The organism is Amycolatopsis sp. DSM 110486 (assembly GCF_019468465.1).
Classification (GTDB): Bacteria; Actinomycetota; Actinomycetes; order Mycobacteriales; family Pseudonocardiaceae; genus Amycolatopsis.
The window spans coordinates 9,739,228-9,762,866 of the sequence record NZ_CP080519.1; the positions used below are offsets into that span (position 1 = coordinate 9,739,228).

Genomic DNA, 23,639 nt, shown 5'->3' on the forward strand with positions numbered 1-23,639 from the left:
GTCGAGCCTCCTATTCGGACCGCAGCTTGGCGGCGGCCCACAGCACCGACTTCACGATGTTCTGGTAGCCCGTGCAGCGGCACAGGTTCCCCGACAGCGCCCAGCGGACGTCCTCTTCGGACGGATCCGGGTTCTCGTCGAGCAGGGCCTTGGCCGAGAGCATCATCCCCGGCGTGCAGAAGCCGCACTGCAGGCCGTGTTCCTCGCGGAAGCCCTCCTGCAGCGGGTGCAGCTCGCTCGCCGTGGCGAGCCCCTCGACCGTGGTGACCTCGTGCCCGTCGGCCTGCACCGCGAGCATCGTGCACGACTTCACCGCGCGGCCGTCGACGAGCACGGTGCACGCGCCGCAGTTGGTGGTGTCGCAGCCCATGTGCGTGCCCGTGAGGCGCAGGCCCTGGCGCAACAGGTGCGCGAGCAGCAGCCGCGGTTCGCACTCGACCACGCGGCGCTCGCCGTTGACCGTGACCGTGATCCGGCGGATCGGGACGTCGCCGGTGGTTTCCTCGTGGATCTCGTGGACGCTCGTCATGCCGCTTCCTCCCCGGTGCGGCCCAGCGCGCGCACCACGAACGTGCGCACCACGTGCCGCTTGAACTCGGCCGTGCCGCGGTGGTCGGTCTTCGGGCGGGCCGCCGCGGCGGCCAGGTCCGCGGCTTCCGCCACGCTGTCCGGCGTCAGCGGGCCGCCCACGAGCGCGTGCTCGGCGTCGGTGGCTTCGATCGTCGAACCGCCGACGCCGGTGAGGGCGATGCCGGCGCGGGTGACCGTGCCGGCCTGCGTCTCCACCGCCACGGCGACGCCGACCGTCGCGAAGTCGCCGACCCGCCGTTCCAGCTTGAGGTAACCGCCCGCGGGTGTACCGCGGGGTGCGGGAATGACAGCCTCCACGGCGATCTCGTCGGGCGCCAGCGCGTTCTGGAACGGGCCGAGCACGAAGTCGCGCGCGGCGATGCGGCGCCGGCCGGCGGGCCCTTGCGCGACGATCGACCCGTCCAGCGCCAGCACCACCGAAGCCCAGTCGCCCTGGGGATCGGCGTGGCACAGCGAACCGACCAGCGTGCCGCGGTTGCGCACGATGGGATCGGCGATCAGCGGCGCCGCGGCGGCCATCGTGGGCTGCACGGACTTGAGCAGCTGCGAGCGTTCGAGATCGGCGTGCCGGCACAGCGCGCCGACGTGGAGGTTGCCCTCGGCGTCGAGCTCGTGGTGGGCGAGGCCGGGGACGTTGTTGATGTCGACGACGAGCGCGGGTGCGGCAAAACGCAGCTTCATCAGTGGTACCAGGCTCTGCCCACCGGCGAGGACCTTGGCCTCGTCGCCGCCCGTGCGCAGCAGGTCAAGCGCCTCGGGCAGGGAACGCGGTGCTTCGTAGCGGAACCGGGACGGGTACACGCGGGCCTCCTCAGGCGTTCTCGGGAGGTTCGGCCACGGCCGTGGGCAGCGTGTCCTCTTCCGGGTCCGGCCGAGGCCGTTGGTGCGGTGGCCACGGCCCGGCGACCGGGCGGCCCGCCACCTTCAGGAAGTCCACGAGGTCGGGCCACGCCCACACGGTCGGGCCCGGGCCCTGCTTCGGTGCGTCCTCGACGAGCTCGAACAGCCGGGGGTTGCCGCGGCTGTGCCCGTCGGACTCGATCCGCATGACGCGCACCTGCTTCCGCCGTTGGTCAGCTGCTGTGATGCTCCACCCGGACCACGGACGCGACAATCCGCGATTAACCCTTTGCTTAACCCCGCGCCGAGCTGGGCGGAACCGGTGCATATACCTGTTGCCAATCCGACCAAAAGTAGGCAGACCCCGGGCATGACGTAACCGTTGCTACGAAAGCTCGGAGCCGTGGCTGTGGTCGGATTGGTAACCAACGGCGCAGTAGGTCATCGGTTAATCCGCTGTTGCGGCGGGCCCGCGCGGCGGGGACGATCGACCGTCATGCAGGTGCCGGCGCAGTTCGAGTACGAGCGGGCCACGAGTGTCGAGCACGCGCTGGCGCTGCTGGCCAAGTACGGTCCGGAAAGCCGCGTGATCGCAGGCGGGCACAGCCTGATCCCGATGATGAAGCTGCGCCTGGCCCGGCCCGAAGCGCTCGTGGACGTCAACGAGCTCACCGAGCTGTCCGGGATCGAGGTCGCCGACGGCGAGCTGCGCATCGGCGCGCTGGTGCGGCACGCGGAGCTGCTGGCCTCGGCCGAGGCCGGCGCGCTGTTCCCGGTTCTGGCCGACGCCGAGCGCGTGATCGCCGACCCGATCGTGCGCAACCGCGGCACGATCGGGGGTTCGCTGTGCCAGGCCGACCCGTCGGAGGACCTGTCGGCCGCCTTCGCCGCCGTGCGGGCCAACGCCGTGATCCGCGGGGAGGAAGGCACGCGAACCGTGCCCGTGCGCGAGTTTTTCACCGGGCCCTACAGCACGGTCGTCGGTCCCGCCGAGCTGCTCGTGGAGCTGCGACTGCCGATCCGCGAGGGCAGCGGCAGCGCGTACGCGAAGGTCGGCCGCCGGGCGGGTGACTGGGCGGTGGCGGCCGCCGGGGCCGAGCTCGTGCTCGAAGGCGACGACGTGGGCGAGGCCGGCATCGGGCTCACCGCGGTCGGCGCGCCGCGGTTCGTCGCGGCCGAGGCAGAGGATTTCCTGCGCGGTGGCGCCGCTTCGGCGGAACGCTTCGAGAAGGCCGGGGTCATCGCGGCCGAGCACTGCTCCCCCGCCGCCGACCAGCGCGGCCCGGCGGACTACAAACGCCACCTCGTCGCCACGCTCACCACACGGGCGTTGCACCGGGCGGCGGAACGGGCCGGAGGCTGACGGGCGTGGAGATCACGGTGACGGTCAACGGCGAACCCCACCGCCGCACGGTCGAGCCGCGCCTGCTGCTCGTGCACCTCCTGCGCGACGACCTCGGGCTCACCGGCACGCACTGGGGCTGCGACACCTCCAACTGCGGCACCTGCGTGGTGTGGCTCGACGACCTGCCGGTGAAGTCGTGCACAGTGCTGGCGGTGATGGCCGACGGCAAGCGGGTGCGCACCGTCGAGGACCTCGGCCACGGCGCGCAGCTCGACCCCGTGCAGCAAGGTTTCGTGGCGTGCCACGGGATCCAGTGCGGCTTCTGCACGCCGGGGATGCTGATGACCGCGCGCTGGCTGCTCGACCGCGACCCGGATCCGAGCGAAGACGTGATCCGCGAAGCGATCTCCGGGCAGCTGTGCCGCTGCACCGGTTACGAGAACATCGTCCGCTCGATCCGGTGGGCGGCCGAGCACCCGGACGGGGAAGCCCCATGACCTACGGTTCGCTGCCCCGCAAGGAAGACGCGCGCTTCGTGCGCGGACGCGGCACGTTCCTCGACGACTTCGTGCTGCCCGGGATGCTGCACGGCGCGATCCTGCGCAGCCCGCACGCCCACGCGCGCCTCGTGTCGGTGGACACCAGCGCGGCCGAGGCGCACCCCAAGGTCCGCGCCGTGCTCACCGGGAAAGACCTGGCCGAACGCGGGATGGCGTGGATGCCGACGCTCTCGCACGACGTACAGGCCGTGCTGGCCACCGACAAGGTCCGGTTCCAGGGCCAGGAGATCGCGTTCGTCGTCGCCGAAGATCGGTACGCGGCAAGAGACGCACTCGAGCTGATCGACGTCGAATACGAGCCGCTGCCGGTGGTCGTCGACGCGCCGGCCGCGCTCGCCGCCGGCGCCGCCGTGATCCGCGACGACCTCGGCAAGGCCGACAACCACGTGTTCGACTGGTCCTCCGGCGACGAGGAAGCGACGGAAGCCGCGTTCGCGAAAGCGGACGTGGTGGCCCGGCAGGACATGCTCTACCCACGCGTGCACCCGGCGCCGCTGGAGACGTGCGGCGCCGTGGCCGACATCGACGCGATCACCGGCAAGCTCACGGTGTGGGCCACGGCGCAGGCGCCGCACGCGCACCGGATCCTGTACTCGCGGATCACCGGCCTGCCCGAGCACCGGATCCGCATCGTCGCGCCCGACATCGGCGGCGGTTTCGGCAACAAGGTCGGGATGTACCCGGGGTACCTGTGCGCGGTGGTCGGTTCGATGGTCACCGGGCGGCCGGTGAAGTGGACCGAAGACCGGTCGGAGAACCTGATGAGCACGTCGTTCGCCCGCGACTACCACATGCGCGGCGAGATCGCGGCGACGCGCGACGGCCGGCTGCTCGGGCTGCGCGTGCGCGTGCTCGCCGACCACGGCGCGTTCAACGGCACCGCACAGCCCGCGAAGTTCCCCGCCGGGTTCTTCCACGTGTTCACCGGCTCCTACGACCTGCCGGCCGCGTTCTGCTCGGTCACCGGCGTGTACACGAACAAGGCGCCCGGCGGCGTCGCGTACGCGTGCTCGTTCCGGATCACCGAGGCCGTGTACGTGGTCGAGCGGATGATGGACGTCCTCGCGCGTGAGCTGGGGCTCGACCCGGCGGAGCTGCGCATGCGCAACCTGCTGCGGCCCGAGCAGTTCCCGTACACGTGCGCCACGGGCTGGCAGTACGACTCGGGCGACTATCCGCGCGCACTGACGCTGCTGAAGGAGATCGCGGGCTACGACGAGCTACGCCGGGAGCAGGCCGAGAAACGCGCCCGCGGCGAGCTGATGGGCCTCGGGCTGAGCTTCTTCACCGAGGCCGTGGGCGCCGGCCCGCGCGAGCACATGGACATCCTCGGCTTCGGCATGGCCGACGGCGCCGAGCTGCGCGTGCACCCGTCCGGCTCGGCCGTGCTGCGCCTGTCCTGCATGTCGCAGGGCCAGGGCCACGAGACGACGTTCGCGCAGCTCGTGTCGGCCGAGCTCGGCATCCCTCCCGACGAGGTCGAGGTCGTGCAGGGCGACACCGACAACACGCCGTTCGGCCTCGGCACCTATGGCTCGCGTTCGACGCCGGTGTCGGGCGCGGCCGCCGTCACGGTGGCGCGAAAGGTGCGCGAACGCGCGCGGCAGGTCGCGTCGGCGATGCTCGAGGTGAGCCCGGACGACCTCGAGTGGGAACGCGGGCGCTGGTTCGTGCGCGGTGTCCCCGGCCGTGGGCACACCATCCGCGAGATCGCGTTGGCCGCCCACTCCGACCTGGCGTTGCCCGACGGCGTGGAGGGACAGCTCGACGCGAGCGCCGTGTACAGCCCGCCGAACCTCACGTATCCCTTCGGCGCGTACCTGTGCGTGGTCGACGTCGACGCGGACACCGGCCAGGTGCGCGTGCGCCGCTTCATCGCCGTGGACGACTGCGGCGTGCGGATCAACCCGATGATCGTCGCGGGCCAGGTGCACCGTGGCCTCGCCGACGGCATCGGGATGGCGCTGATGGAGCTGATGGCGTTCGACACCGACGGAAACCACCTCGGCGGCTCCTTCATGGACTACCTGCTGCCCACGGCTTTGGAGTGCCCGTCCTGGGAGCTCGGCGAGACCGTCACGCCCTCGCCGCACCACCCCATCGGCGCGAAGGGCATCGGCGAGTCCGCGACCGTCGGCTCGCCCGCGGCCGTGGTCAACGCGGTGGTCGATGCGCTGGCCCCGTTCGGGGTGCGCCACGCCGACATGCCGCTGACGCCGGCCGCGGTCTGGCGGGCGATGCGCGGCTCACCGCTGCGAGCTGACCTGGCCATCTCCTGGGCGGGGTGAACCCGCGGGGCCGCAGATCCGTGTTCGAGGTGAGGGACGCGGAAAGGAATCGCCATGACGACGACACCGCTCAACGGCCGGGCGCTCGCTCTGTTGCGCGCCGTCGCGGCGGGTCGCGCCGAGCTCGGCGCCGGCAGGGAACCCGACCTGCGGATCGACGGCCTGCTCTGCTCCGACCAGCCCACCGCGCACGCGCTCACGCACGCCGGGCTCGTCCGGCCGGTGCGGGAAGTCGCTCCCGGGCGCTGGGTGCCGGCCGAGCTCACGCCGGCCGGGGCACAGGCGCTGGACGACCTGAACTCCGCCGCCTGAGGAACACCACCTTGGCCGCCGCCGTCGGGCTCAGCCTGTGGTGACCGGCGAGCGCGGAAACGCGATCACCGCACCGAGACTGATCAGCGCGACCGCCACCATGTACAGCGACACCGACAGCGACGTGCCGGTCGACGTCTGCAGCGCCGTCGCGATCAGGGGCGCGAAACCACCACCGAGGACCGCGCCCACGGCGTACGCGAACGAGGCGCCGCTGTAGCGGTAGCGCGGCTCGAACAGCTCCGCGAACAGCGCCGACTGCGGCCCGTACGTCGCGCCCAGGCCGAGGTTCAGCACGACCACCGCGACCCCGAGCAGCCACGGCTGGCGCGTGTCGACGAGCAGGAAGAACGGGATCGACCACACGACGAGCAGCACCGAACCCACGAGGTACACCCGTTTTCGCCCGACGCGGTCCGACCAGATCGCGCCCGCGATGATGCTCACGAGCCACACGACACTGCCGACGATGATCTCCACCAGCATCGTGGTGCTGCTCAGCTTCAGCACGGAAGTGCCGTAGGACAACAGGTACGCGAAGAAGACGTAGCCCAGCGCGGTGTTGGCGATGAAGCTGAGCGCCGCCACGGTCACCTCACGCGGGCGGCGGCGCAGCACGTCGACGATCGGCACGCGGCTGCGTTCGCCGGTCTCCCGCAGCCGCGCGAACACGGGACTTTCGGCCACGCGCAAGCGGATCACCAGGCCCACGACGACCAGCACGAGACTGACCAGGAACGGCACGCGCCAGCCCCACGACCGGAATTCCTCCGGTGACAGGGAGCTCGTCACCGCGAAGAACACCAGCTGCGCGATGATCAGCCCGGCGGGCACGCCGATCTGGGAGAACGAACCGTACCGCCCGCGCCGGCCCGCCGGTGCGTGCTCGACGGCCATCAGCGCGGCGCCACCCCACTCGCCGCCGGCCGAGATGCCCTGCAGCACGCGCAGCACCACCAGCAGCACGGGCGCGAGCACGCCGGCCTGCGCGAACGTGGGCAGTACCCCGACCGCGGCCGTCGCGAGCCCCATCAGGACGAGCGATGCGACCAGCATCGCCTTCCGCCCGACCCGGTCGCCGAAGTGGCCCCACACGATCCCGCCCAGGGGCCGCGCGACGAAGCCCACGCCGAGCGTCGCGAACGCCGCCAGCGTGCCCGACGCCGGGGAGAGCGACGGGAAGAACAACTTGTTGAACACCAGCGCGGTGGCGGTGCTGTAGATGAAGTAGTCGTACCACTCGATCGTCGTGCCGATCGCGCTCGCCACCGCGACGCGGCGCACCTGCTCGCCGCGCACCAGGACCTGCTCAGCCATCCCGTCCTCTCCCCCGTTGATCAACCCGGCGAGCATAGTCCGCGCAGGTCGAGGGGGAAACGGCCAATCCTCGCCAGGGTGCCCGCCCGTCCCGTCAGTTCTTCCCCATCCGCACCAGCGAGCTCAGCGAGGCGTCCGGCAGGTACGCGCGCGCGAGCGCGACGCCGATCCGCGGCAGGTCGGCCTCCTCGCGGTAGGCGAGGTACATCGGCACGTAGCGGGGCTTGAACTTCGTCTTGAACGCGTGCAGCGAACGGAACCCGTAGTAGGGCTCCATCGCTCCGCCGAACGAGTCGAGGAGTCGTTCGAGCGGCGCGGCGGGCGGCGCCTCCGGGGCGCGGGCCAGCGGGGCGCCCGACAGCGAGACGAAGCGCGCGCCCTCGGCGCGGAACGCCTGGCAGGACGAGGCGATGAGGAACTCCACCACGGGCCGGAACCCGTTGCCGCGGCGGCGCATCACGTCGAGCGTCCAGCCCTCGACCTGCCCGTCGCCGCCGTACACGGGCAGCCACGACGTGACGCCCTGGACCACGCCGTCCGTGTCCACGGCCAGGCCGACGCGGACGCGCGGGTCCAGCGCCTCGTCCACGCCGCCGAGGGTGAAGCCCATCTCGGGCATCCCCTTGTCCCCCACCCACTCCTCGGAGATCGCGCGCACCTGCGCGACAAGCGACCACGGTTCGTCGGCCAGCGTCACCAGGCGGAAGGTGACGCCCTCCTTCACCGCGCGGTTGAGCGCCGAGCGCACGGTCTGCCACGCCTTCCCGCGGAACTCCAGGTCCTCGAGGTCGACGAGGGTGTCCTCGGCGACCTGCACGCGCGCCCAGCCGAGCGAGTCCGTGACGGCGGTGGTCTCGTCGGTGACGGAGAACAGGCACGGCACCAGCCCGGAGTTGTCGCACAGCTCGGCGAACGCCCTGATCGTGCCGGCGGTGTTGGGGCCGATCGGGTCGCCGAGGGCGATGGCCACCCCGGCGTGGCGGCGGTAGGCGAGGTAGCACTCGGCGTCGGGGCCGAAGAAGTGGGAGTTCTCCGGCCAGAGGGTCATCCAGGACAGCGTGCCGCCGCCGTGGCGTTGCAGCAGCTCGGTGGCGCCGTCGACGTCGCGGGAGCCGAGCGCGCGGCGCCGCTTCCGCCGGGAGGGGACGCGGAATGCCCCGCGCGCGGCGATGAGCAGCGTCAGCATGGCGCCCCAGAGCACGGCGTCGGCGATGAGGAACGACGCGTTTTCGATCGTGTAGGCCAGGCCGAAGATCTCCGCGACGAGCACGACCACGGCGATCACGACGCCGAGCGCCACGATCAGCGAGGCGAGCCCCACCGCCCATCGCCAGGCGGCGCGTTTGCCGCGCCGCAGGCCGTTGATCATCAACGCGATCACCACGAGCACGATCGCCAGCTCCGGCACCGAGTCGGCCTGGTCCGCCGTGGAGCCGAGCGGGCTGACGCCGGGCGCGATGCGCACCACGATCTGCACCGCGCCCGCGATGACGAGACCGGTGACCGCCAGCAGCCGCCACTCCCGCCGCGTCGGGCGGCCCGTGGAGCGCAAGCGTTTCGGGCCCGCGAGCCGGCGCGCGAGCGGCAGCGTGAGGCCGACGGCAAGCAGGTGTTCCAGGTCGGCGAGCGTGCCGATGTAGAGGATCGACACCCCGACGTACACGCACAGCAGCGCGCGCAACCGCAGCCGCCACGGTGAGCGGATGGTCGCGCTGACCACGGCGACCACGGCGAGTGCGCCCGCGGAGAACCCGACGTCGGTGCGGCCGGCGAGCTGCGTCGCCCATTCCCAGCCGGTGCCGCGCAGCGCGAGCAGGATCAGCGAAGCGCCGAGGGTGGCGGCCAGCTGCGCGCCCACGGCGATCGCGGCGGTCCGGCGCGTTCCCAGCCGTGCTTCGGATGGGCCGACGAGCAGGGCGAACCCGCCGGCCACCGGCAGGTAGAAGAGCGGGGTCAGCGCGAAGAACGGGCCGGTGAGGAACGTCCACCAGCGGCCGTCGAGGAGCGAGGGCAGGCCGTAGGACACCTGCGGGAACCACTCGCGCGTCTCGACGGCGCTCCACAGCGTGCCCGTCGCCAGGCCGAGCGCGACCATGGCCACGACAACGGCCGTGGTGAACGGGGCGCGCCGCCACAGCACCAGCGCGATCGACCGTGCGCGGCTGAGGAACTCGGGGGTTTTCGCGTGCTCGACGGTCGCGGTGTGTTCTGCCATGGTTGCCGGCCCGGTCCGCGGTCTCAGTACTGCGGCGGCGGGGTCGGCGTGGTCGGCTCCGGGGCCTGGCTGCGGGGCCGGCCCATCGCGAGCGCGACGATGGCGGCCACGACCAGGACCAGCCCGCCGATGAGGAAGCCGAGCGCGTAGCCGAAGAGGCCCGGCAGGTTCAGGTTGACGCTGAGGCGGGAGTCCACGCCGGGTGTGCCGTCGGCGTTCATCACGACCGCGCGGTAGTCGCCGTCGGTGATCTGCCAGGTCACGTCGGTCGCCCCGGACGCGACCCAGAACGGCTGGGTGGCCGGCGGGAACGCCAGTGCCGTGCCGTCGCGGCGGACGGCGTCGAGCGCGAACGGGTCGAGGTTGAAGTTGCGCGCCTGCTCGATCGCCACCCCGGTCAGGTACCGGTCGACGTCCGCGGCGGGCCCGATGCCGATGAACAGGCCGGACGAGTTGCCGCCCGTCGCGTGGACGCTCACCGAGGGCGACCCGAGCGCGCGGGTGAGCCGGCCGGTGTCGGTGATCTGCGCCGTGTCGGTCACGATGGCCGCGGTCGGGGTCGTGACGTCGTGCTCCCCCGACTTCAGCGACCCGCCGGAGCCGAACACGAGCAGCAGGACACCGCCCCCGATGGCCAGGCACACGCCGATCACGAGCACGACCACCGCGATGACGATCACGGCGATCCGCGCGGGGCTGCGGCGCGGCGGATAGGTCTCAGTCATCGGCGCCTCCCCGGCTCGAAGACAGCTCTCGGCAGGCGATCCCCGACCTCAGCGGTCCTCGGGTGTCCTTTGTGGTCGGTGGTGACCAGGAAGGGCCACGCGGTGGAAACTCACCCGTCGAGCTCGCTGCGCGCCAGTTCCCCGCACGATGCGACGCCGGGCTTCGTGGGGCACGCCTCGGCCCGGCGACCGAGGAACATCGGCGCAGCATGAATCGGATGGTAACCCCGGTTTCGGGCACCTCCGGCCGGCTCGGGACCGGGCACCGGCCGGATCCCCGCGCTGCTCGGCGTGGATCCGCGGGGCCGGATTCACCGCGGGCGGCTGGGCACGGGCGTCGCGCACGTCGACGTCCTGGTCGCCTTCTCGGGGATCGATGCTGCTGCCTGCGGCGTGCCGGTGCGTCGGCGATCGGGCCTGATTCGGGTGGGCACGGTTCGGGAATCCTCTTGCGGTGCACCGGTTCGGCGGCGCTCACCAGCTTCGGCCATCCGCCCCCGCTCGACGTTCGAGCCACGCGATGACGACCCCCGCCGTGCGCCGAGCCGGGCTCTCTGACGCCGCGGTGCCTGCACCGGCCTTCGGACCGGGTCTCGATCACGTGCGGCCGCGGTGCTGCTGACGGCCTCTTCGGGCGATTGGCTACCGGCTGTGAAAAGTGCATCCGCAACCGGGTGCGTCAGCGCCGGTCGATCGTCGCCGGCGGCCAGAGTCCCTGGACGGCACAGCCGGCGGCGACCAGCCGCCCGCCCGCGTGACGTCGTGACCCGCGTCGGCCAGGCCCGTCAGCAGCCCGGTGAGCCACGCGATGCCCGCGATCCCCCTCCGCCCAGGACCAGCGCGCCGGTCACCACGGCAGCTCGCCGTGGCGGTCGGAAAACGTGCCGGTAGGACCGTTCGCGCCGATGCTCGCCAGGCGCACGATCGCGTCGGTGCCCTCCTCGGCGGTCTGGATCCCGTCGCCGCTCATGCCGTGCATCTCGGTCGCGGTGAACCCGGGATCCACCGCGTTCACGCGGATCCCCGGCAGCCCCTTGGCGTACTGCACGGTCAGCATCCCCACCGCCGCCTTCGACGACGCGTACGCCGGCAACGGAAACCGCGACTCGTGCCGCTCGGGGTTGTTCACCGTCCCGAACGACCCCAGGCCGCTGCTCACGTTCACGATCACCGGCGCGTCGGACCGTCGTAGCACCGGCAGGAACGCGTGGATCGTCCGGACCACACCGAACACGTTGACGTCGAAGATCTCCCGCATGTGCCCCACCGTCGCGTCTTCGGGCTTGAGCATGCCCTCGAACGCGCCCGCACAGTTCACGAGCACGTCCAACTCGGTCAACCGGCCGGCCGCCGCGGCAACGGACTCGTCGTCGGTCACATCGAGCTGCAGGAACTTCGCCCCGAGCTGATCCGCGGCCTCGCGGCCCCGCGTAGCGTCCCGCGCTCCGATGTAGACAGTGTGCCCGCCGGCGATCAACCTGCGCGCGGCTTCCGGCCGAGACCCCTGGCGCCGCCGGTGATGGTCATGGATTCTTCCCCCGTCAGCTGTCGGTCTTGTGCAGCTTCAGCACGCGGCCGGTGACGGGGTTCGCCATTGCCCGCAGATACGCCTGCGCCACCTCGGCCGCGGCACGGGCGTGAAACCGGGGAAATACGGGTGGTAGGCCGTGGATTCGGTGAGGACCGTCGGGCTGACGCAGTTGATGCGCACGCCCCGCGGCAGCTCCGTCGCCGCCGCCTTGACGAACCCCTATCACTGCGTGCCTGTCATTAGATGCCTCCTGTGTCAGTGACTGACATTTCAGCATTGCACGCCATCGGGTGGCTCGTCCACCGGGGGTAGCGCCCGTCACTCCACCTTCGGCGGGCACGGCGGAGAGAGAGTTCTGGCACGATCACGGCGTGGCCCCCGCTCACGACCCGTCCGCGTCGCTGCAACTCCTGGTCTGCCGCGAGATCAGCGCGGTCAGCTTCGTCCGCGACTACGTCGAACTGCATTTCGACGGACCCGTCTTGCGAGCGCTCACGAACCCGTTTGGGATGTACGGCTGCCGCGCATGGCGCTTTCCCGAAGGACAGTCGCTGGTCGTCATGCGCTATTTCGTCGGCAACGTGATCGACGGCTACGAAGTGGTCCCCCACAGCTACCTCGCGGTCGACTCCGGCGAGCATCGCTTCGCCATCCCGCTGGACGACGACTCCCGCAGCGGCCCCGAAGCAGCCCATCTCGTCGGGGTCGATGAAAACGGTCAGCCCGACGCGCGACTGTTGTCGGTCTGGTAGCGAGGACATCATCGACTGACTGACTGACTGACTGCCACCGCCGACCGCATCTCGGGGCCAGGACAACCCGCTGGTGCGATCAGGGCGACAGAGGAACTTCCACCTCACCCGGCACCCGATCCGGCCTCAACCCCCGCCAAGCCGTGTGCCGAAGCCGCTGGTCGCCCGGAGTCAGGCGGCGGTACACCACCTCGCCGACGAGCGAAGGTGCCAGCCAATGCGCCCCCCGGGCCCGGTCCCGGGGCACCACGTTGGCGAACGGGCTCGCCGGCCGCTCCAACGGCGCCAGCGTCTCCCGCAGATCCACCAGCATCTGCTCGGTGAACCCCGTCCCCACATCACCCAGGTACAGAAGATCGCCCGTCGCAGGATCGTGCGCACCGAGAAGCAAAGCGCCCAGGGTCGAAGCGCGACGCCCCTGGCCCGGCCGCCAGCCCCCGAGCACGACTTCCGTGGTGCGGATCAGCGGGTGCTTCAGCCACTCCGGGCTCCGCCGGCCGGGGTGGTACCGCGAAGCTCGCGCCTTGACCACCAGGCCTTCGAGCATCGTCTTCTGAGCCACGTCCAGCAGGTCCTGCGGCGACATCCCCTGCGCCGACAAGTCCGTGTGGGAGTAGGACGGGGTGATGGCCGCCAGGCGGCGGTCCAACGGCGCAAGTGACTCAAGAACACCCCGACGTTCGTCGTACGGAGCGTCCAAAAGCGAATCACCGCCGAGCCACAGCACGTCGAACACGAAGTACGACACGGAACGCTGGGAACTGTCGTGGTTCTGCAGCAGCCCGAAGTCGGGATGCCCCTGCTCGTCGAGAGCCACGATCTCGCCGTCGAGCACCGCGGGCCGCCCGCCCAGCGCGTCGCCGAACACGCCCAGCAGCTCGGGGAAGCGCCCGGTGAAGTCGTTGTTGTTGCGGCTTGTCAGCACGGTGGTGCCGTCGGGGGCGACGCGCATGATGGAGCGGTAGCCGTCCCACTTGAACTCGTAGGCGTAGTCCGGGCTGTCGCGCAGGAGGCCGCCGTCGGGGGTCGCGAGCATCGGCTCGATCGGGGCCGGCACGCGCGACCGCTCAGCACCGCCTGCCATGCCGGCCTCCCGCCTCGGACGTCCCGCTCGCCCCACCGTAAGGCGAACCGAGCGGAAACGTCCACAGTAGTCACCCGCCGTGCGTGCTGCCGCTCTGGTATTCGGTGTAGGTGTACGGGTTGTCCAGGACCTTCGCCGCGGGAACGTCGGGGTTCATCCCCTGCTCCCAGGCCTCGTCGCCCAGCTGCGCACGCAGGTGTTCGACCGTCGCGTCCACCGTGCGGCGCACCGCCGCGAGGTCGGCGTCCACGAGGCGGCCGTCGCGCTTCACGATGCGGCCGTCGACCAGCACGGTGTGCACGTCGCCGCGCTGGGCCTGGAACGCGATGTGGCCGTGGGGATTGAGCAGCGGGAACGACACGGGCGAGTGATCGTTTTTCACCAGCACCAGGTCGGCCTTCTTGCCGACCTCGACGCTGCCCAGCTCGGCCTCCCGCCCGAGTGCCCTGGCGCCGCCGCGGGTGGCCCACTCCACGACCTGGTCGGCGCGCAGCGCGGCGTGCGTGACGGTGTCGCCCTTCGCGTGCGCCTCAAGGTGCTCGCGGGACCGGTCGGCGCCCAGCGTGGTGCGCATGGCGGAGAACAGGTCGCCGCTCCACCACACCGAAGTGTCCATCGACAGCGACACCGGGATGCCGTGCGAGCGCAGCGCCCAGGTGGGCGGGTAGCCCTGGCCCGCGCTCTGCTCGCTCTCGGTGGACACCGACACCGAGCCGCCGGTCGCGGCGATCCGGTGGTACGAGTCGGCCGAGAGCGACGCGCCGTGCACGTAGATCGTCTCCGGCGTCATGAAGCCGTGGTCGTGCATGAGGCGGATGCCGTCGTCGCCGGTCGCGCCCCACACGCCCGCGTGCGTGGTCACGGGGACGCCGAGCTCGCGCGCGACCTCGAACGCCGGCTTCTCCGGGAACGCCGGGTCGCCGGTCACGTCGAACGCCAGCTGGAAGCCGAGCATCGGGTCGCCGGTCATGCGGCGCGCGACGAACTCGCGGAACTCGGGCGTGGCGGTCCAGTGCGCCGGCGCGTCCTGGATGTTGCCGTATGCCAGCACGAACCGGCCCGGCACGGCCTGCAGCGCGTCCACGGCCGCGTCGGCGTGCTCGGTCGTCTGCAGCCCGTGCGACCAGTCCACTGTGGTCGTCACGCCGGCATCGAGCGCTTCCCAGGCGGACAGCACGTTGCCCGCGTAGACGTCGGCCGGGCGGAACGTCTTGCCGTGTTCGAGGTAGTACCAGACGAAGTACTGCGTCAGCGTCCAGTCGGCGCCGTAGCCGCGCATCGCCGTCTGCCACATGTGCCGGTGCGTGTCGATCATGCCCGGCATCACGATGCCGCCGGTCGCGTCGATCTCCACGGTGCCTTCGGGCACGGCCAGCTCCGGGCCGACGGCGGTGATCGTGTCGCCGGTGACCAGCACGTCGTGCCCGGGCAGCACGCGGCGGGTGGCGTCGACGGTCAGCACGGTCCCGCCGCGCAGGACGACCGGCCGGCCGGTGGGCTCGCTCATGGCTGCCTCTCTTCCACGCCGGAGCCCCCACGGACCCCTGACGCGTACAATCGTCCGCTTGACGGACAACCAGTGGGGTGCAGACACTTTTGCGCACCGCGGAGCCCCTGTCAATGCCCGGCCGGGCCCCGGCGTCGCGCGAGGCTGGGCGACGCTGTCCGTCTCGCGGACAGCGAGCGGATACGCTTCGCGGGACGCAGTGCCCGCCAGGCCGTGAGGAGGTCGTGCCATGCCACGAGAGGGAACCGGTCCGGACTTCATCGAGGCGCTCGCCCGCGGGCTCGAAGTGATCGCCGCCTTCCGGCCCAACCAGCCGGTGATGACGCTCGCCGAGGTCGCGACCGCCACGAAGCTGGCCCGCCCCACCGCGCGGCGGATCCTGCTGACGCTGGAAGAACTCGGCTACGTGCGCGCGGCCGAGCGTGGTTACGCCCTCACGCCCCGCGTGCTCGAGCTCGGCGTCGCCTACGTGCGGTCGATGGGCCTGTGGGACATCGCGCGCCCGCACCTGGAGAAGCTCGTGGCGCAGACGAACGAGTCCTGCTCGATCGCGCAGCTCGACGGGTCCGACATCGTCTACGTGGCCCGGGTTTCGGTGCCGAAGATCGTGTCGCTGGCCGTGCAGATCGGCACCCGGTTCCCGGCGTTGCCGACATCGCTGGGCAAAGTCCTGCTCGCTGCCCTGTCACCCGAGGAGCTCGAGACGACCCTCGCCGAGCCGACGCGCTCCGGGCTCGTGCCGCGCTGGCAGCCCGGTCACGCCGAACGCGACGCCGAGCTGCGTGAGGTCCGCGCCCGCGGCTGGGCGCTGACCGACGAGCAGCTCACCCTCGGCATCCGCTCGGTGGCGGCGCCGCTGCGCGACGGGTCCGGCCGCGTGATCGCGAGCGTCAACGTCAACTGCCACGCCGCCGAGACCCCGGTCGACCGCCTGATCGGCCACCACCTGCCACTGCTGCTGCAGGCCGCGGGCGACATCAGTGCGGACTTCGCGCGCCTGCAGGACGTGCCCCACAGTGCTGCCGCCACCGCGCCGGCCGTGTCCTGACCCACGCTTGACCGGCGCGCCGCACTGGCGCAGACTCTCGGTTGGACGACTCGGACGGACACTGGTCCGCCTGACGGACGCGAAGAGAGGCGAAGTATGGAAGACTCCCCGGCGGGAGCGGGCACCGGACCGCTGTCGGGGCTGCTGGTGGCGGACTTCTCCCGGGTGCTGGCCGGCCCGTACGCCACGATGCTGCTCGCCGACCTCGGCGCCGAAGTCGTGAAGGTCGAGGGCCCACAGGGCGACGAGACCCGCACCTGGATGCCGCCGGTGCGCGGCGAGACCTCCACCTACTACCTCGGCGTGAACCGCGGCAAGCGCTCCATCGCCCTCGACCTGCGAGACGAGGCCGACGCGGCGCTCGGGCGCGAGCTCGCCGCCCGGGCCGACGTGCTCATCGAGAACTTCAAGCCCGGCGGCCTCGCCAAGTACGGCCTCGACTACGAAACCGTCCGCGCCCTCAACCCCGGCCTCGTCTACGCGTCGATCACCGGCTTCGGCTCCGGCGCGGGCAGCCACGTGCCCGGTTACGACCTGATGGTGCAGGCGATCTCCGGCCTGATGAGCCTCACCGGCGACCCCGCCGGGCCGCCGTACCGCGCCGGCATCTCCGTGTTCGATGTGATGGCCGGCAACCACGCCGTGATCGGCATCCTCGCCGCGCTGCGCCACCGCGACGCGACCGGCGCCGGCCAGCTCGTGGAGGTCAACCTGCTGTCCTCGGCGCTCACCGGGCTGGTGAACCACAGCTCCGCCTACGTCGCGGGGGGCGTGGTCCCCTACCGGATGGGCAACGCGCACCCCAGCGTGTTCCCGTACGAGCCGCTGCCGACCGCCGACGACGACATCATCGTCGCCGCGGCCAACGACGGCCAGTTCCGCAAGCTGTGCGACGTGCTCGCCATCCCGGAGATCGCCGAAGACCCGCGCTTCACGCACAACGCCGACCGCACGCGCAACCGCGAGGAGCTGCGCCCGATCCTCGTCGAGCGCCTGTCCACCCGCGGCGCCGTCGACTGGTTCGAGGCCCTCACAGCCGTGGGCGTGCCGTGCGGCCCGATCTCCACGATCGACGGCGGCTTCGCGATGGCCGAGCGGTTCGGGCTCGATCCCGTGGTCGAAGTCGGCGAAGGCGACCGCGCGGTGCCCACGACGCGCCACCCGCTGCGGCTCTCGGCGACCCCGGCGTCCTACCGGCTGCCGCCGCCGGAGCTCGACGAGCACGGTGCCGAGCTGCGCGCCTGGCTCCGTACCCCGCGAGAGGAATCCGAGTGAGCGAACCGCCCGTGTACGAGACGGCGCTCGGAGCGTCGTCGCTCGACAAGATCACCCTGCTCGGCCAGGACCTGGCCCACGACGTGATGGGCAAGGTCGGCTTCGGCGAGCTGGCCTTCTGGCTCGCGACGCAGCGCCGGCCGACGCCGGGCGAGACCCGCGTGTTCGAGGCCGTGCTCGCGGCGCTGGCCGACCACGGCTTCACCCCGACCGCGATCGTCACGCGGCTGACCTACCTGTCCGCGCCCGACTCGATCCAGGGCGCGCTCGCCGCCGGCCTGCTCGGCGGTGGCTCGCGCTTCCTCGGCGTCACCGAGGACTGCGGCCGCTTCCTGCACGAGGTGCTCGCCTCGGCCGGCGACCTCCCCACCGACGACGCCGGCTGGGACACACTCGCCCTCGAAACCGTTCGCACGAAACGGGAAGCCCGCGAGTTCGTCCCCGGGCTCGGGCATCACGTGCACAAGCAGGGCGACCCGCGCACGCCGCGCCTGCTGGAGATCGCCGCCGAGGAAGGGCTCGTCGGCCCGCACCTGGCGCTGTTCACCGCGATCGGCCGCGTGCACCCGCAGGTGCTCGGCAAAACGCTGCCGCTCAACGGCGCGGGCGTCTGCGGCGCGGCGCTGGCCGACCTCGGGCTGCCGCTGGAACTGCTGCGCGGGTTTGCCCTGCTGGCCCGCACGGCCGGGCTCATCGGGCAGCTCGCCGAGGAACTGCGCCACCCCGTGGGCAACGACATCTTTCTCGCGGTAGACCTGAACAACCGGCCCGTGGAGCCGGACCCGTACACGCCCTGACCCCACGGAATCCGGTCGAGAAGAGGACGTCAATGGAGCTCGTCACCGAGGACAACATCACGGAGCTGGCCGCGCAGCGGTGGGGCACCGCGCACGACCCGCGCACGAAGGAGCTGATGACCGCGCTCGTACGTCACCTGCACGACTTCGCGCGCGAAGTGCGGCTCACCGAGCCGGAGTGGATGGCCGCGATCCAGTGGCTCACCAGGACGGGCCAGATCAGCGACGAGAAGCGCGAGGAGTTCATCCTCGCCTCCGACGTGCTCGGCCTGAGCATGCTCGTCGTGCAGATGAACCACGCCTTCGAGAAGGAAGCCACGCCGGCCACGGTGCTCGGCCCGTTCCACATCGACGGCTCCCCCGAGCTCGACTTCGGCGGCGACATGTCCGACGGCGTCGAGGGCACCCCGCTCTACGTCAGCGGCGCCGTCCGTTCCCTCGATGGCTCTCCCGTCGCCGGCGCGCTGCTCGACGTGTGGCAGGCGGACGCCGACGGCTCGTACGAGTCGCAGCTGCCGGAGATCGACGAAGCCCGGTTGCGCGCGAAGTACACCGCTCGCGCCGACGGCACCTACTGCGTGCGCACGATCGCCCCGAAGGGGTACTCGATCCCGATGGACGGTCCCGTCGGCGACCTGATCTCGCGCACCGACATCAGCCACTTCCGCCCCGCCCACGTGCACTTCCTCGTGAACGCCGCCGGGCACGAGCCGCTGATCACGCACCTGTTCCAGGAAGGCGCCGAGTACCTCGACAGCGACGTCGTGTTCGGCACCAAACAGGAGCTCGTGGTCACCTTCGAGCCCCGCGAGCCGGGCCCGACACCCGACGGCGGCGAGTCGGCCGTGCCGTGGGTCGAGGCGCGCTACGACTTCGTACTTCAGCCCGTCGGCTGATCCCGAGAATCCCGAGAATCCCGGCAGCAGAGACAGCAAAAGGCCCCCAGCGCTCACGAGTCGCTGGGGGCCTTCTTGCGCGGTCAGCGCCCGAGCTGCTCCAGCAAGGCCGGCCACGCGGCGGCGCGAACGTCGAGTTCGCCGCCCTGGCGGTCCTTGGTGTCCCGGATGCCGACCGACTCGATGCCCACGGCGACCTCGACGCATTGCCCTTCACTGCTCGAATACGACGAGGTGCGCCACAGCCGGGTCTCGTTCACGTTCTACCCGCCTTGGTGCTCGGTTCGAATGGTCGCCATCAGGCTAGTCGAATCCTCGAAGCTCAACGCTGTCGCCTGGAGCGCCTCCCAGGCCGACTCATACCGGTCCACGTCGCGAGTCTCCTCCAGGTACGAGCCACCGGCGAGGGTGTCGAGGTAGACATACGTGGCCCGATCGGCAAGATCGAGCAGCGTGAAGGGAGTTCCCATCGCCGGATGGCCGCTCATGTCCGTCGGGAGCACCTGCACACGGATGCCCGGCGAGTTGGCCGCCGAGATCAGCGCGGCCACTTGGTCCGCCATCACGCCGCGACCGCCGACGGGGCGCCGCAGCGCCATCTCGTCGAGGATCACCCACATCCGCAGGTCTCGGGATCGGGCACTCTCCTGGAGTTCGGTTCGGACCTTGAGCCGCTGCTGGATTGTCTCCTCGCTGGCATCCGGCAGACCGAGGCGCAGAACCGCCTCGGTGTACCCGCTGGTCTGGAGCGCGCCCGGCACGATGCCTTCCTCGAACTCGCGAATGCGAACTGCATCGGCCTGCATTTCGATGTAGTCCGTCAGCCGGCCGAGCGCATCATCGGAGTACGCCGCCCACCACCCGCGCTGCTTGGAGCTTCGCGCGAGCTGCACGAGCGCATCCGTTGTCTGCTGGTCCGCCCCGTAGACCTGGGCGAGCCGGAAGGTGTCGTCGCCGTTGACCATGTGCCGCAGCGTTTCGATCCGGCTGAGCTTGGCTTCGGAGAACCCCGCGGCCTCGGCAGCGTCCACAATGGTCAGCCCCGCTTCGGTGCGCAGCCGGCGAAGCGCCGACACCAGGCGCCGACGGCGAAGGGAAGGCGGGTTGGACACGATCATGCTCCTTTCGAGTGAGGCGAGAGTGTAAATATTGCACTCTCGCCTCATCTACTTCAAAGTGTAGCCCCGTGCACACGTGACGTGTTCGGGGAGGGTGAGCGATGACAATAGCGGCAGATGATGTGACCGGCGAGCTGTCACCGGCGATGATCGAGCGTGGCCTGTTCGCCGTGCATTTCTGGGCGGGAGACACGCGTAACCACCGGTACCTGCGCGCTCAGCTGGAAGACGAGGAACGGGACACCTTCAGCCCCGGCTGCACGCAGAACGGCTTCGTCATTCCCGCGCGGTGGGCGTTCCGCTCGGAACTGTCGCAGGAACTCGGCGACGACCGTGACAGGGCACGCGACTGCCGCACCTGCTTCCGGCGGCCGCGATGACCGCACTGGTCCAGCGGTCGGCGCTCGCGCAACTCGACATCGTCGCCGCGCGGCTCGAAGAGATCCGCGTCGCCGAGGGCCTCACCCTGCGGGAAGCGGGGCGGATCCTCGGCATGCTCGCCGGCAACATCCACTCGCTGCGCACCCGGGCCCGCACCAGCCAGACCCTGCCTACCCTCGACGCCTACGCCCGCCACCTCGGCTACCGCCTGCACGTCGTCCTCGTCGAAGACGACCCGGGACAACGCCGCCCGCCCTGGCGCGAGCGCATGCCCCACGGCGACAACGCCGGCGACGCCCAGGCGATGTCCGAACTGTGGCAGCTCCTGCAACACCTGCAGACGCTGCGCCAGAAGGCCGGCCTGACCCGCGACGAGGTCGCCGAAACCCTCGGCATCAGCCCACTCACCTTGTGGCGCCTGGAAAACAACCCCGGCGCAGCCGATGCGGCCTTCACCAACGTGCTGCTCTACGCCCGCTTCTACGGCTACACCGTCCAACTCCTCCTCGCCGAGCCGCTGGAGGTGACGGCGATAGGCAAATGGATGCGCGACGACGGCTCAGTGATCTACGACGGCAACCCCGAAACCGGCGACGACGAAGACCACCCCGACGACGAATGATCTCCCGGCTGCCGCGTGCTGACCCCGACCAGGTGCGGCGGCCGGGTTCCCACTCCCGCCTCGGGCGGGCTGAGCCGAAGCCTCCAGGGACTCACGAGCCTGGGGGCTTCGTGCTGCGGCCTGTCTGCCGCTGGTTTGCCTGCCGCTGGTTTGCCTGCCGCTGGGGCCGGGAAGACCTAGGCTCGTGTTGGGGACGGCCCGCGCGGCCGCACCGCGACGAGGAGAAGGGACGGCTCCGCCATGGCGATCGCCACCATCAACCCCGCGACCGGGGAGACGGTCAAGACGTTCACCGAGCTGACCGAGGCCGAGGTCCGGGACAGGATCGGGATCGCGCACGAACAGTGGCAGACCTACCGGCGCACCACGTTCGCCGAGCGCGCCGCGCTGCTGCACGCCACCGCCGACCTTCTCGAAAAAGAAGCCGACGACGTCGCGCGGATGATGACGACCGAGATGGGCAAGACCCTCGCCTCGGCCCGCGCGGAGGCGCTGAAGTCCGCCAAGGGCATGCGGTACTACGCCGACCACGCCGAAGAATTCCTCGCCGACGAGCCGCTGCCGGACCCGTCGGTGGTCGGCGCGTCGCGCGCACTGGGCCGCTACCAGCCGCTCGGGGTGGTGCTGGCCGTGATGCCGTGGAACTTCCCGCTGTGGCAGGTGATGCGCTTCGCCGCGCCCGCGCTGATGGCGGGCAACGTCGGGCTGCTCAAGCACGCGTCCAACGTGCCGCAGTGTGCCCTGTACCTCGAGGACGTGTTCCGCCGCGGCGGATTCGGCGAAGGCTGCTTCCAGACGCTGCTGGTCTCCGCGCACCAGGTCGAGCCGATCCTGCGTGACGCGCGCGTCGCCGCCGCCACGCTCACCGGCAGCGAGCCGGCCGGGCGCTCGGTCGCCGCGATCTGCGGTGACGAGGTGAAGCACACCGTGCTGGAACTGGGCGGCAGCGACCCGTTCGTGGTGATGCCCTCGGCCGACCTCGACCGCGCGGCCGAGACCGCGGTGACGGCGCGCACGCAGAACAACGGCCAGTCGTGCATCGCGGCGAAGCGCTTCATCGTGCACACCGACGTCTACGACGAGTTCGCCAGGAAGTTCGTGGAGCGGATGCGGGCGCTGACCGTCGGCGACCCGTTCGACGACGACACGAAGGTCGGGCCGCTGGCCACGGAACAGGGCCGCGCCGACGTCGAGGAACTGGTGGACGAGACCGTTTCCGCGGGCGCCACCGTGCTGTGCGGCGGGAAACGGCCGGAAGGCCCGGGCTGGTTCTACCCTCCGACGGTGATCACCGACATCACGCGCGAGATGCGCATCTTCACCGAAGAGGTGTTCGGCCCGGTCGCCTCGCTCTACCGCGTGGCGGACCTCGACGAGGCGCTGGAGATCGCGAACGCGACGCCGTTCGGCCTCGGGTCCAACGCGTGGACCGAGGACGCCGGCGAGATCGAGCGGTTCATCGACGACCTCGACGCCGGGCAGGTGTTCATCAACGGCATGACGGTGTCCTACCCGGAGCTGCCGTTCGGCGGCGTGAAGCGCTCGGGTTACGGCCGCGAGCTGTCGTCGCACGGAATCCGGGAGTTCTGCAACCTCAAGACGGTCTGGGTCGGCTGACGCTCGGGGGCCCGGGCGTCAGAGCACGCCCGGGTACGCCCCGCCGTCGATGAGCAGGCTCTGGCCGGTGACGAACCCCGCCTGCGCCGAGCAAAGGTAAGCGCACGCCGCGCCGAACTCCGCGGGCTCGCCGAACCGGCCGGCGGGGATCGCCGCGCGTTGCCGGTCCGCAACGGCTTCCGGCGTCACTCCCGCGTTCGCAGCCGCCGTTTCCTGACCCGAACGCAGGCGGCGGGTGTCGAACGAGCCGGGCAGCAGGAAGTTGATCGTCACGTTGGCGTGCGCGACGGACCGGGCGACGCCGGCGAGGAACCCGGTGAGGCCGGCCCGCGCGCCGCTGGAGAGGTCGAGTCCGGCGAGCGGCATCTTGACCGAGCCGGACGTGATGTTCACGATCCGGCCGAACCGGCGTTCCACCATGCCGTCGACGACCAGCTGCACCAGCCGGATCGGCGTGGCCATGTTGGCGCGCACGCCGGCGAACAGCGCGTCTTCGTCAACCTCGCGGAAGTCGCGGAACGGCGGACCGGCGTTGTTGTTCACGAGGATGTCGACCGGTCCCGCGGCCGAGAGCAGCGCGTCCTGCACGGCGTGGTCGCCGAGGTCGCCCGCCACGGGCACCACGGTCGCGCCCGTTTCCGCCGCGAGCTCCGCGGCCGCGGCGCGCGTCGAGTCCTCCGAGCGCCCGTTGACGACGACGGTGCAGCCCGCCCGGGCGAGCTCCACCGCGCAGGCCCGCCCGAGGCCCTGGGTCGACGCACACACCACGGCCGTGCGGCCGGCGACTCCGAGATCCACGAGCGTGCTCCCCTGTCGTA

24 protein-coding genes are annotated in these 23,639 nt (G+C 71.2%); 12 read left to right on the plus strand and 12 right to left on the minus strand.

Translation table 11 applies throughout. The features are described from left to right. Positions 1-10: 10 nt before the first annotated feature. The 3 genes from K1T34_RS46990 to K1T34_RS47000 are packed head-to-tail and all read right to left on the minus strand — an operon-like array spanning position 11 to position 1,639. A complete protein-coding gene (locus K1T34_RS46990; RefSeq protein WP_220241276.1) occupies positions 11-529 on the minus strand; it encodes a (2Fe-2S)-binding protein in 519 nt (172 codons plus the stop codon). Continuing rightward, positions 526-1,392 (minus strand): xanthine dehydrogenase family protein subunit M, encoded by an 867-nt coding sequence (locus K1T34_RS46995; RefSeq protein WP_220241277.1) that lies wholly within the window; start codon positions 1,390-1,392, stop codon positions 526-528. The genes K1T34_RS46990 and K1T34_RS46995 overlap by 4 nt, the downstream gene beginning before the upstream one ends. 10 nt (positions 1,393-1,402) lie before the next feature. After that, positions 1,403-1,639 carry a hypothetical protein gene (locus K1T34_RS47000; protein WP_220241278.1) on the minus strand — a complete coding sequence of 79 codons (237 nt, stop codon included), beginning with the start codon at positions 1,637-1,639 and terminating at the stop codon, positions 1,403-1,405. Positions 1,640-1,927: 288 nt separating this feature from the next. Here K1T34_RS47000 and K1T34_RS47005 point away from each other — a divergent pair, with 288 nt between their 5' ends. Genes K1T34_RS47005 through K1T34_RS47020 form a run of 4 tightly spaced genes read left to right on the plus strand, consistent with a single transcriptional unit; the run spans position 1,928 to position 5,936 of the window. Further along, a complete protein-coding gene (locus K1T34_RS47005; RefSeq protein ID WP_220241279.1) occupies positions 1,928-2,794 on the plus strand; it encodes a xanthine dehydrogenase family protein subunit M in 867 nt (288 codons plus the stop codon). 5 nt (positions 2,795-2,799) lie between these two features. Continuing rightward, the gene (locus K1T34_RS47010) at positions 2,800-3,273 is read left to right on the plus strand and encodes a (2Fe-2S)-binding protein (protein WP_220241280.1); all 474 of its coding nucleotides are present in this window, start codon (positions 2,800-2,802) and stop codon (positions 3,271-3,273) included. Then, positions 3,270-5,624, plus strand: coding sequence for an aerobic carbon-monoxide dehydrogenase large subunit (locus tag K1T34_RS47015; protein WP_220241281.1), 2,355 nt, complete (start codon positions 3,270-3,272; stop codon positions 5,622-5,624). The genes K1T34_RS47010 and K1T34_RS47015 overlap by 4 nt, the downstream gene beginning before the upstream one ends. Positions 5,625-5,678: 54 nt before the next feature. Then, positions 5,679-5,936, plus strand: coding sequence for a hypothetical protein (locus K1T34_RS47020; protein WP_220241282.1), 258 nt, complete (start codon positions 5,679-5,681; stop codon positions 5,934-5,936). Between the two features lie 30 nt (positions 5,937-5,966). Here K1T34_RS47020 and K1T34_RS47025 read toward each other — a convergent pair whose 3' ends face one another. From K1T34_RS47025 to K1T34_RS47040, 4 genes are all read right to left on the minus strand, one after another. Then, positions 5,967-7,253 carry an MFS transporter gene (locus K1T34_RS47025; RefSeq protein WP_220241283.1) on the minus strand — a complete coding sequence of 429 codons (1,287 nt, stop codon included), beginning with the start codon at positions 7,251-7,253 and terminating at the stop codon, positions 5,967-5,969. A 94-nt stretch (positions 7,254-7,347) separates the two neighbouring features. Further along, complete coding sequence (locus K1T34_RS47030; RefSeq protein ID WP_255638070.1) at positions 7,348-9,468, minus strand: bifunctional lysylphosphatidylglycerol flippase/synthetase MprF; 2,121 nt, start codon at positions 9,466-9,468, stop codon at positions 7,348-7,350. Between the two features lie 23 nt (positions 9,469-9,491). Beyond that, positions 9,492-10,193 (minus strand): hypothetical protein, encoded by a 702-nt coding sequence (locus K1T34_RS47035; RefSeq protein WP_220241284.1) that lies wholly within the window; start codon positions 10,191-10,193, stop codon positions 9,492-9,494. Between the two features lie 847 nt (positions 10,194-11,040). Continuing rightward, a complete protein-coding gene (locus K1T34_RS47040; RefSeq protein WP_370643556.1) occupies positions 11,041-11,670 on the minus strand; it encodes an SDR family NAD(P)-dependent oxidoreductase in 630 nt (209 codons plus the stop codon). A gap of 425 nt (positions 11,671-12,095) precedes the next feature. On the opposite strand from K1T34_RS47040, the gene K1T34_RS47045 reads away from it, so the two are divergent. Beyond that, entirely contained in the window at positions 12,096-12,476 is a 381-nt protein-coding gene (locus K1T34_RS47045) for a hypothetical protein (RefSeq protein ID WP_220241285.1), read from the plus strand. A gap of 79 nt (positions 12,477-12,555) precedes the next feature. Here K1T34_RS47045 and ligD read toward each other — a convergent pair whose 3' ends face one another. Further along, complete coding sequence (ligD, locus tag K1T34_RS47050) at positions 12,556-13,560, minus strand: non-homologous end-joining DNA ligase (RefSeq protein WP_220241286.1); 1,005 nt, start codon at positions 13,558-13,560, stop codon at positions 12,556-12,558. 70 nt (positions 13,561-13,630) lie between these two features. Continuing rightward, positions 13,631-15,067 (minus strand): amidohydrolase family protein, encoded by a 1,437-nt coding sequence (locus K1T34_RS47055; RefSeq protein WP_220241287.1) that lies wholly within the window; start codon positions 15,065-15,067, stop codon positions 13,631-13,633. Positions 15,068-15,296: 229 nt separating this feature from the next. On the opposite strand from K1T34_RS47055, the gene K1T34_RS47060 reads away from it, so the two are divergent. From K1T34_RS47060 to K1T34_RS47075, 4 genes are all read left to right on the plus strand, one after another. Further along, positions 15,297-16,115, plus strand: a complete 819-nt coding sequence (locus tag K1T34_RS47060; protein WP_220241288.1) for an IclR family transcriptional regulator C-terminal domain-containing protein — start codon at positions 15,297-15,299, stop codon at positions 16,113-16,115. Positions 16,116-16,211: 96 nt separating this feature from the next. Next, positions 16,212-17,390, plus strand: a complete 1,179-nt coding sequence (locus K1T34_RS47065; protein WP_220241289.1) for a CaiB/BaiF CoA-transferase family protein — start codon at positions 16,212-16,214, stop codon at positions 17,388-17,390. Further along, a complete protein-coding gene (locus K1T34_RS47070; RefSeq protein WP_220241290.1) occupies positions 17,387-18,187 on the plus strand; it encodes a citryl-CoA lyase in 801 nt (266 codons plus the stop codon). Before K1T34_RS47065 ends, K1T34_RS47070 begins: the two co-directional genes overlap by 4 nt. Before the next feature lie 32 nt (positions 18,188-18,219). Further along, a complete protein-coding gene (locus tag K1T34_RS47075; RefSeq protein WP_220241291.1) occupies positions 18,220-19,083 on the plus strand; it encodes a dioxygenase in 864 nt (287 codons plus the stop codon). A gap of 83 nt (positions 19,084-19,166) precedes the next feature. On the opposite strand, the gene K1T34_RS47080 is transcribed toward K1T34_RS47075, so the two are convergent. Both K1T34_RS47080 and K1T34_RS47085 read right to left on the minus strand, forming a co-directional pair. Further along, positions 19,167-19,343 carry a DUF397 domain-containing protein gene (locus K1T34_RS47080; RefSeq protein ID WP_220241292.1) on the minus strand — a complete coding sequence of 59 codons (177 nt, stop codon included), beginning with the start codon at positions 19,341-19,343 and terminating at the stop codon, positions 19,167-19,169. Between the two features lie 3 nt (positions 19,344-19,346). After that, positions 19,347-20,195 carry a helix-turn-helix transcriptional regulator gene (locus K1T34_RS47085; protein WP_220241293.1) on the minus strand — a complete coding sequence of 283 codons (849 nt, stop codon included), beginning with the start codon at positions 20,193-20,195 and terminating at the stop codon, positions 19,347-19,349. A 128-nt stretch (positions 20,196-20,323) separates the two neighbouring features. On the opposite strand from K1T34_RS47085, the gene K1T34_RS47090 reads away from it, so the two are divergent. The 3 genes from K1T34_RS47090 to K1T34_RS47100 all read left to right on the plus strand — a co-directional run bounded on the left by K1T34_RS47090 (position 20,324) and on the right by K1T34_RS47100 (position 22,821). Next, a complete protein-coding gene (locus K1T34_RS47090) occupies positions 20,324-20,581 on the plus strand; it encodes a hypothetical protein (RefSeq protein ID WP_220241294.1) in 258 nt (85 codons plus the stop codon). After that, on the plus strand, positions 20,578-21,204 hold the full coding sequence (locus K1T34_RS47095; RefSeq protein ID WP_220241295.1) for a helix-turn-helix domain-containing protein: 627 nt from the start codon (positions 20,578-20,580) through the stop codon (positions 21,202-21,204). Before K1T34_RS47090 ends, K1T34_RS47095 begins: the two co-directional genes overlap by 4 nt. A gap of 240 nt (positions 21,205-21,444) precedes the next feature. Beyond that, on the plus strand, positions 21,445-22,821 hold the full coding sequence (locus K1T34_RS47100) for an NADP-dependent succinic semialdehyde dehydrogenase (protein WP_220241296.1): 1,377 nt from the start codon (positions 21,445-21,447) through the stop codon (positions 22,819-22,821). A gap of 18 nt (positions 22,822-22,839) precedes the next feature. Here the strand turns inward: K1T34_RS47100 and K1T34_RS47105 are convergent, their stop codons facing one another. Further along, positions 22,840-23,619, minus strand: a complete 780-nt coding sequence (locus K1T34_RS47105) for an SDR family oxidoreductase (RefSeq protein ID WP_220241297.1) — start codon at positions 23,617-23,619, stop codon at positions 22,840-22,842. Positions 23,620-23,639: the final 20 nt, after the last annotated feature.

What these genes read in the sequence shown, in the direction of transcription:
- K1T34_RS47020 (WP_220241282.1), top strand. Translation starts at nt 5,679, where the DNA reads ATGACGACGACACCGCTCAACGGCCGGGCGCTCGCTCTGTTGCGCGCC.
- K1T34_RS47100 (WP_220241296.1), top strand. Translation starts at nt 21,445, where the DNA reads ATGGCGATCGCCACCATCAACCCCGCGACCGGGGAGACGGTCAAGACG.
- K1T34_RS47075 (WP_220241291.1), top strand. Translation starts at nt 18,220, where the DNA reads ATGGAGCTCGTCACCGAGGACAACATCACGGAGCTGGCCGCGCAGCGG.
- K1T34_RS47030 (WP_255638070.1), bottom strand. Translation starts at nt 9,468, where the DNA reads ATGGCAGAACACACCGCGACCGTCGAGCACGCGAAAACCCCCGAGTTC.
- K1T34_RS47035 (WP_220241284.1), bottom strand. Translation starts at nt 10,193, where the DNA reads ATGACTGAGACCTATCCGCCGCGCCGCAGCCCCGCGCGGATCGCCGTG.
- K1T34_RS47055 (WP_220241287.1), bottom strand. Translation starts at nt 15,067, where the DNA reads ATGAGCGAGCCCACCGGCCGGCCGGTCGTCCTGCGCGGCGGGACCGTG.
- K1T34_RS47065 (WP_220241289.1), top strand. Translation starts at nt 16,212, where the DNA reads ATGGAAGACTCCCCGGCGGGAGCGGGCACCGGACCGCTGTCGGGGCTG.
- ligD (WP_220241286.1), bottom strand. Translation starts at nt 13,560, where the DNA reads ATGGCAGGCGGTGCTGAGCGGTCGCGCGTGCCGGCCCCGATCGAGCCG.
- K1T34_RS47095 (WP_220241295.1), top strand. Translation starts at nt 20,578, where the DNA reads ATGACCGCACTGGTCCAGCGGTCGGCGCTCGCGCAACTCGACATCGTC.
- K1T34_RS47005 (WP_220241279.1), top strand. Translation starts at nt 1,928, where the DNA reads ATGCAGGTGCCGGCGCAGTTCGAGTACGAGCGGGCCACGAGTGTCGAG.
- K1T34_RS46990 (WP_220241276.1), bottom strand. Translation starts at nt 529, where the DNA reads ATGACGAGCGTCCACGAGATCCACGAGGAAACCACCGGCGACGTCCCG.
- K1T34_RS47060 (WP_220241288.1), top strand. Translation starts at nt 15,297, where the DNA reads ATGCCACGAGAGGGAACCGGTCCGGACTTCATCGAGGCGCTCGCCCGC.
- K1T34_RS47015 (WP_220241281.1), top strand. Translation starts at nt 3,270, where the DNA reads ATGACCTACGGTTCGCTGCCCCGCAAGGAAGACGCGCGCTTCGTGCGC.
- K1T34_RS47025 (WP_220241283.1), bottom strand. Translation starts at nt 7,253, where the DNA reads ATGGCTGAGCAGGTCCTGGTGCGCGGCGAGCAGGTGCGCCGCGTCGCG.
- K1T34_RS47000 (WP_220241278.1), bottom strand. Translation starts at nt 1,639, where the DNA reads ATGCGGATCGAGTCCGACGGGCACAGCCGCGGCAACCCCCGGCTGTTC.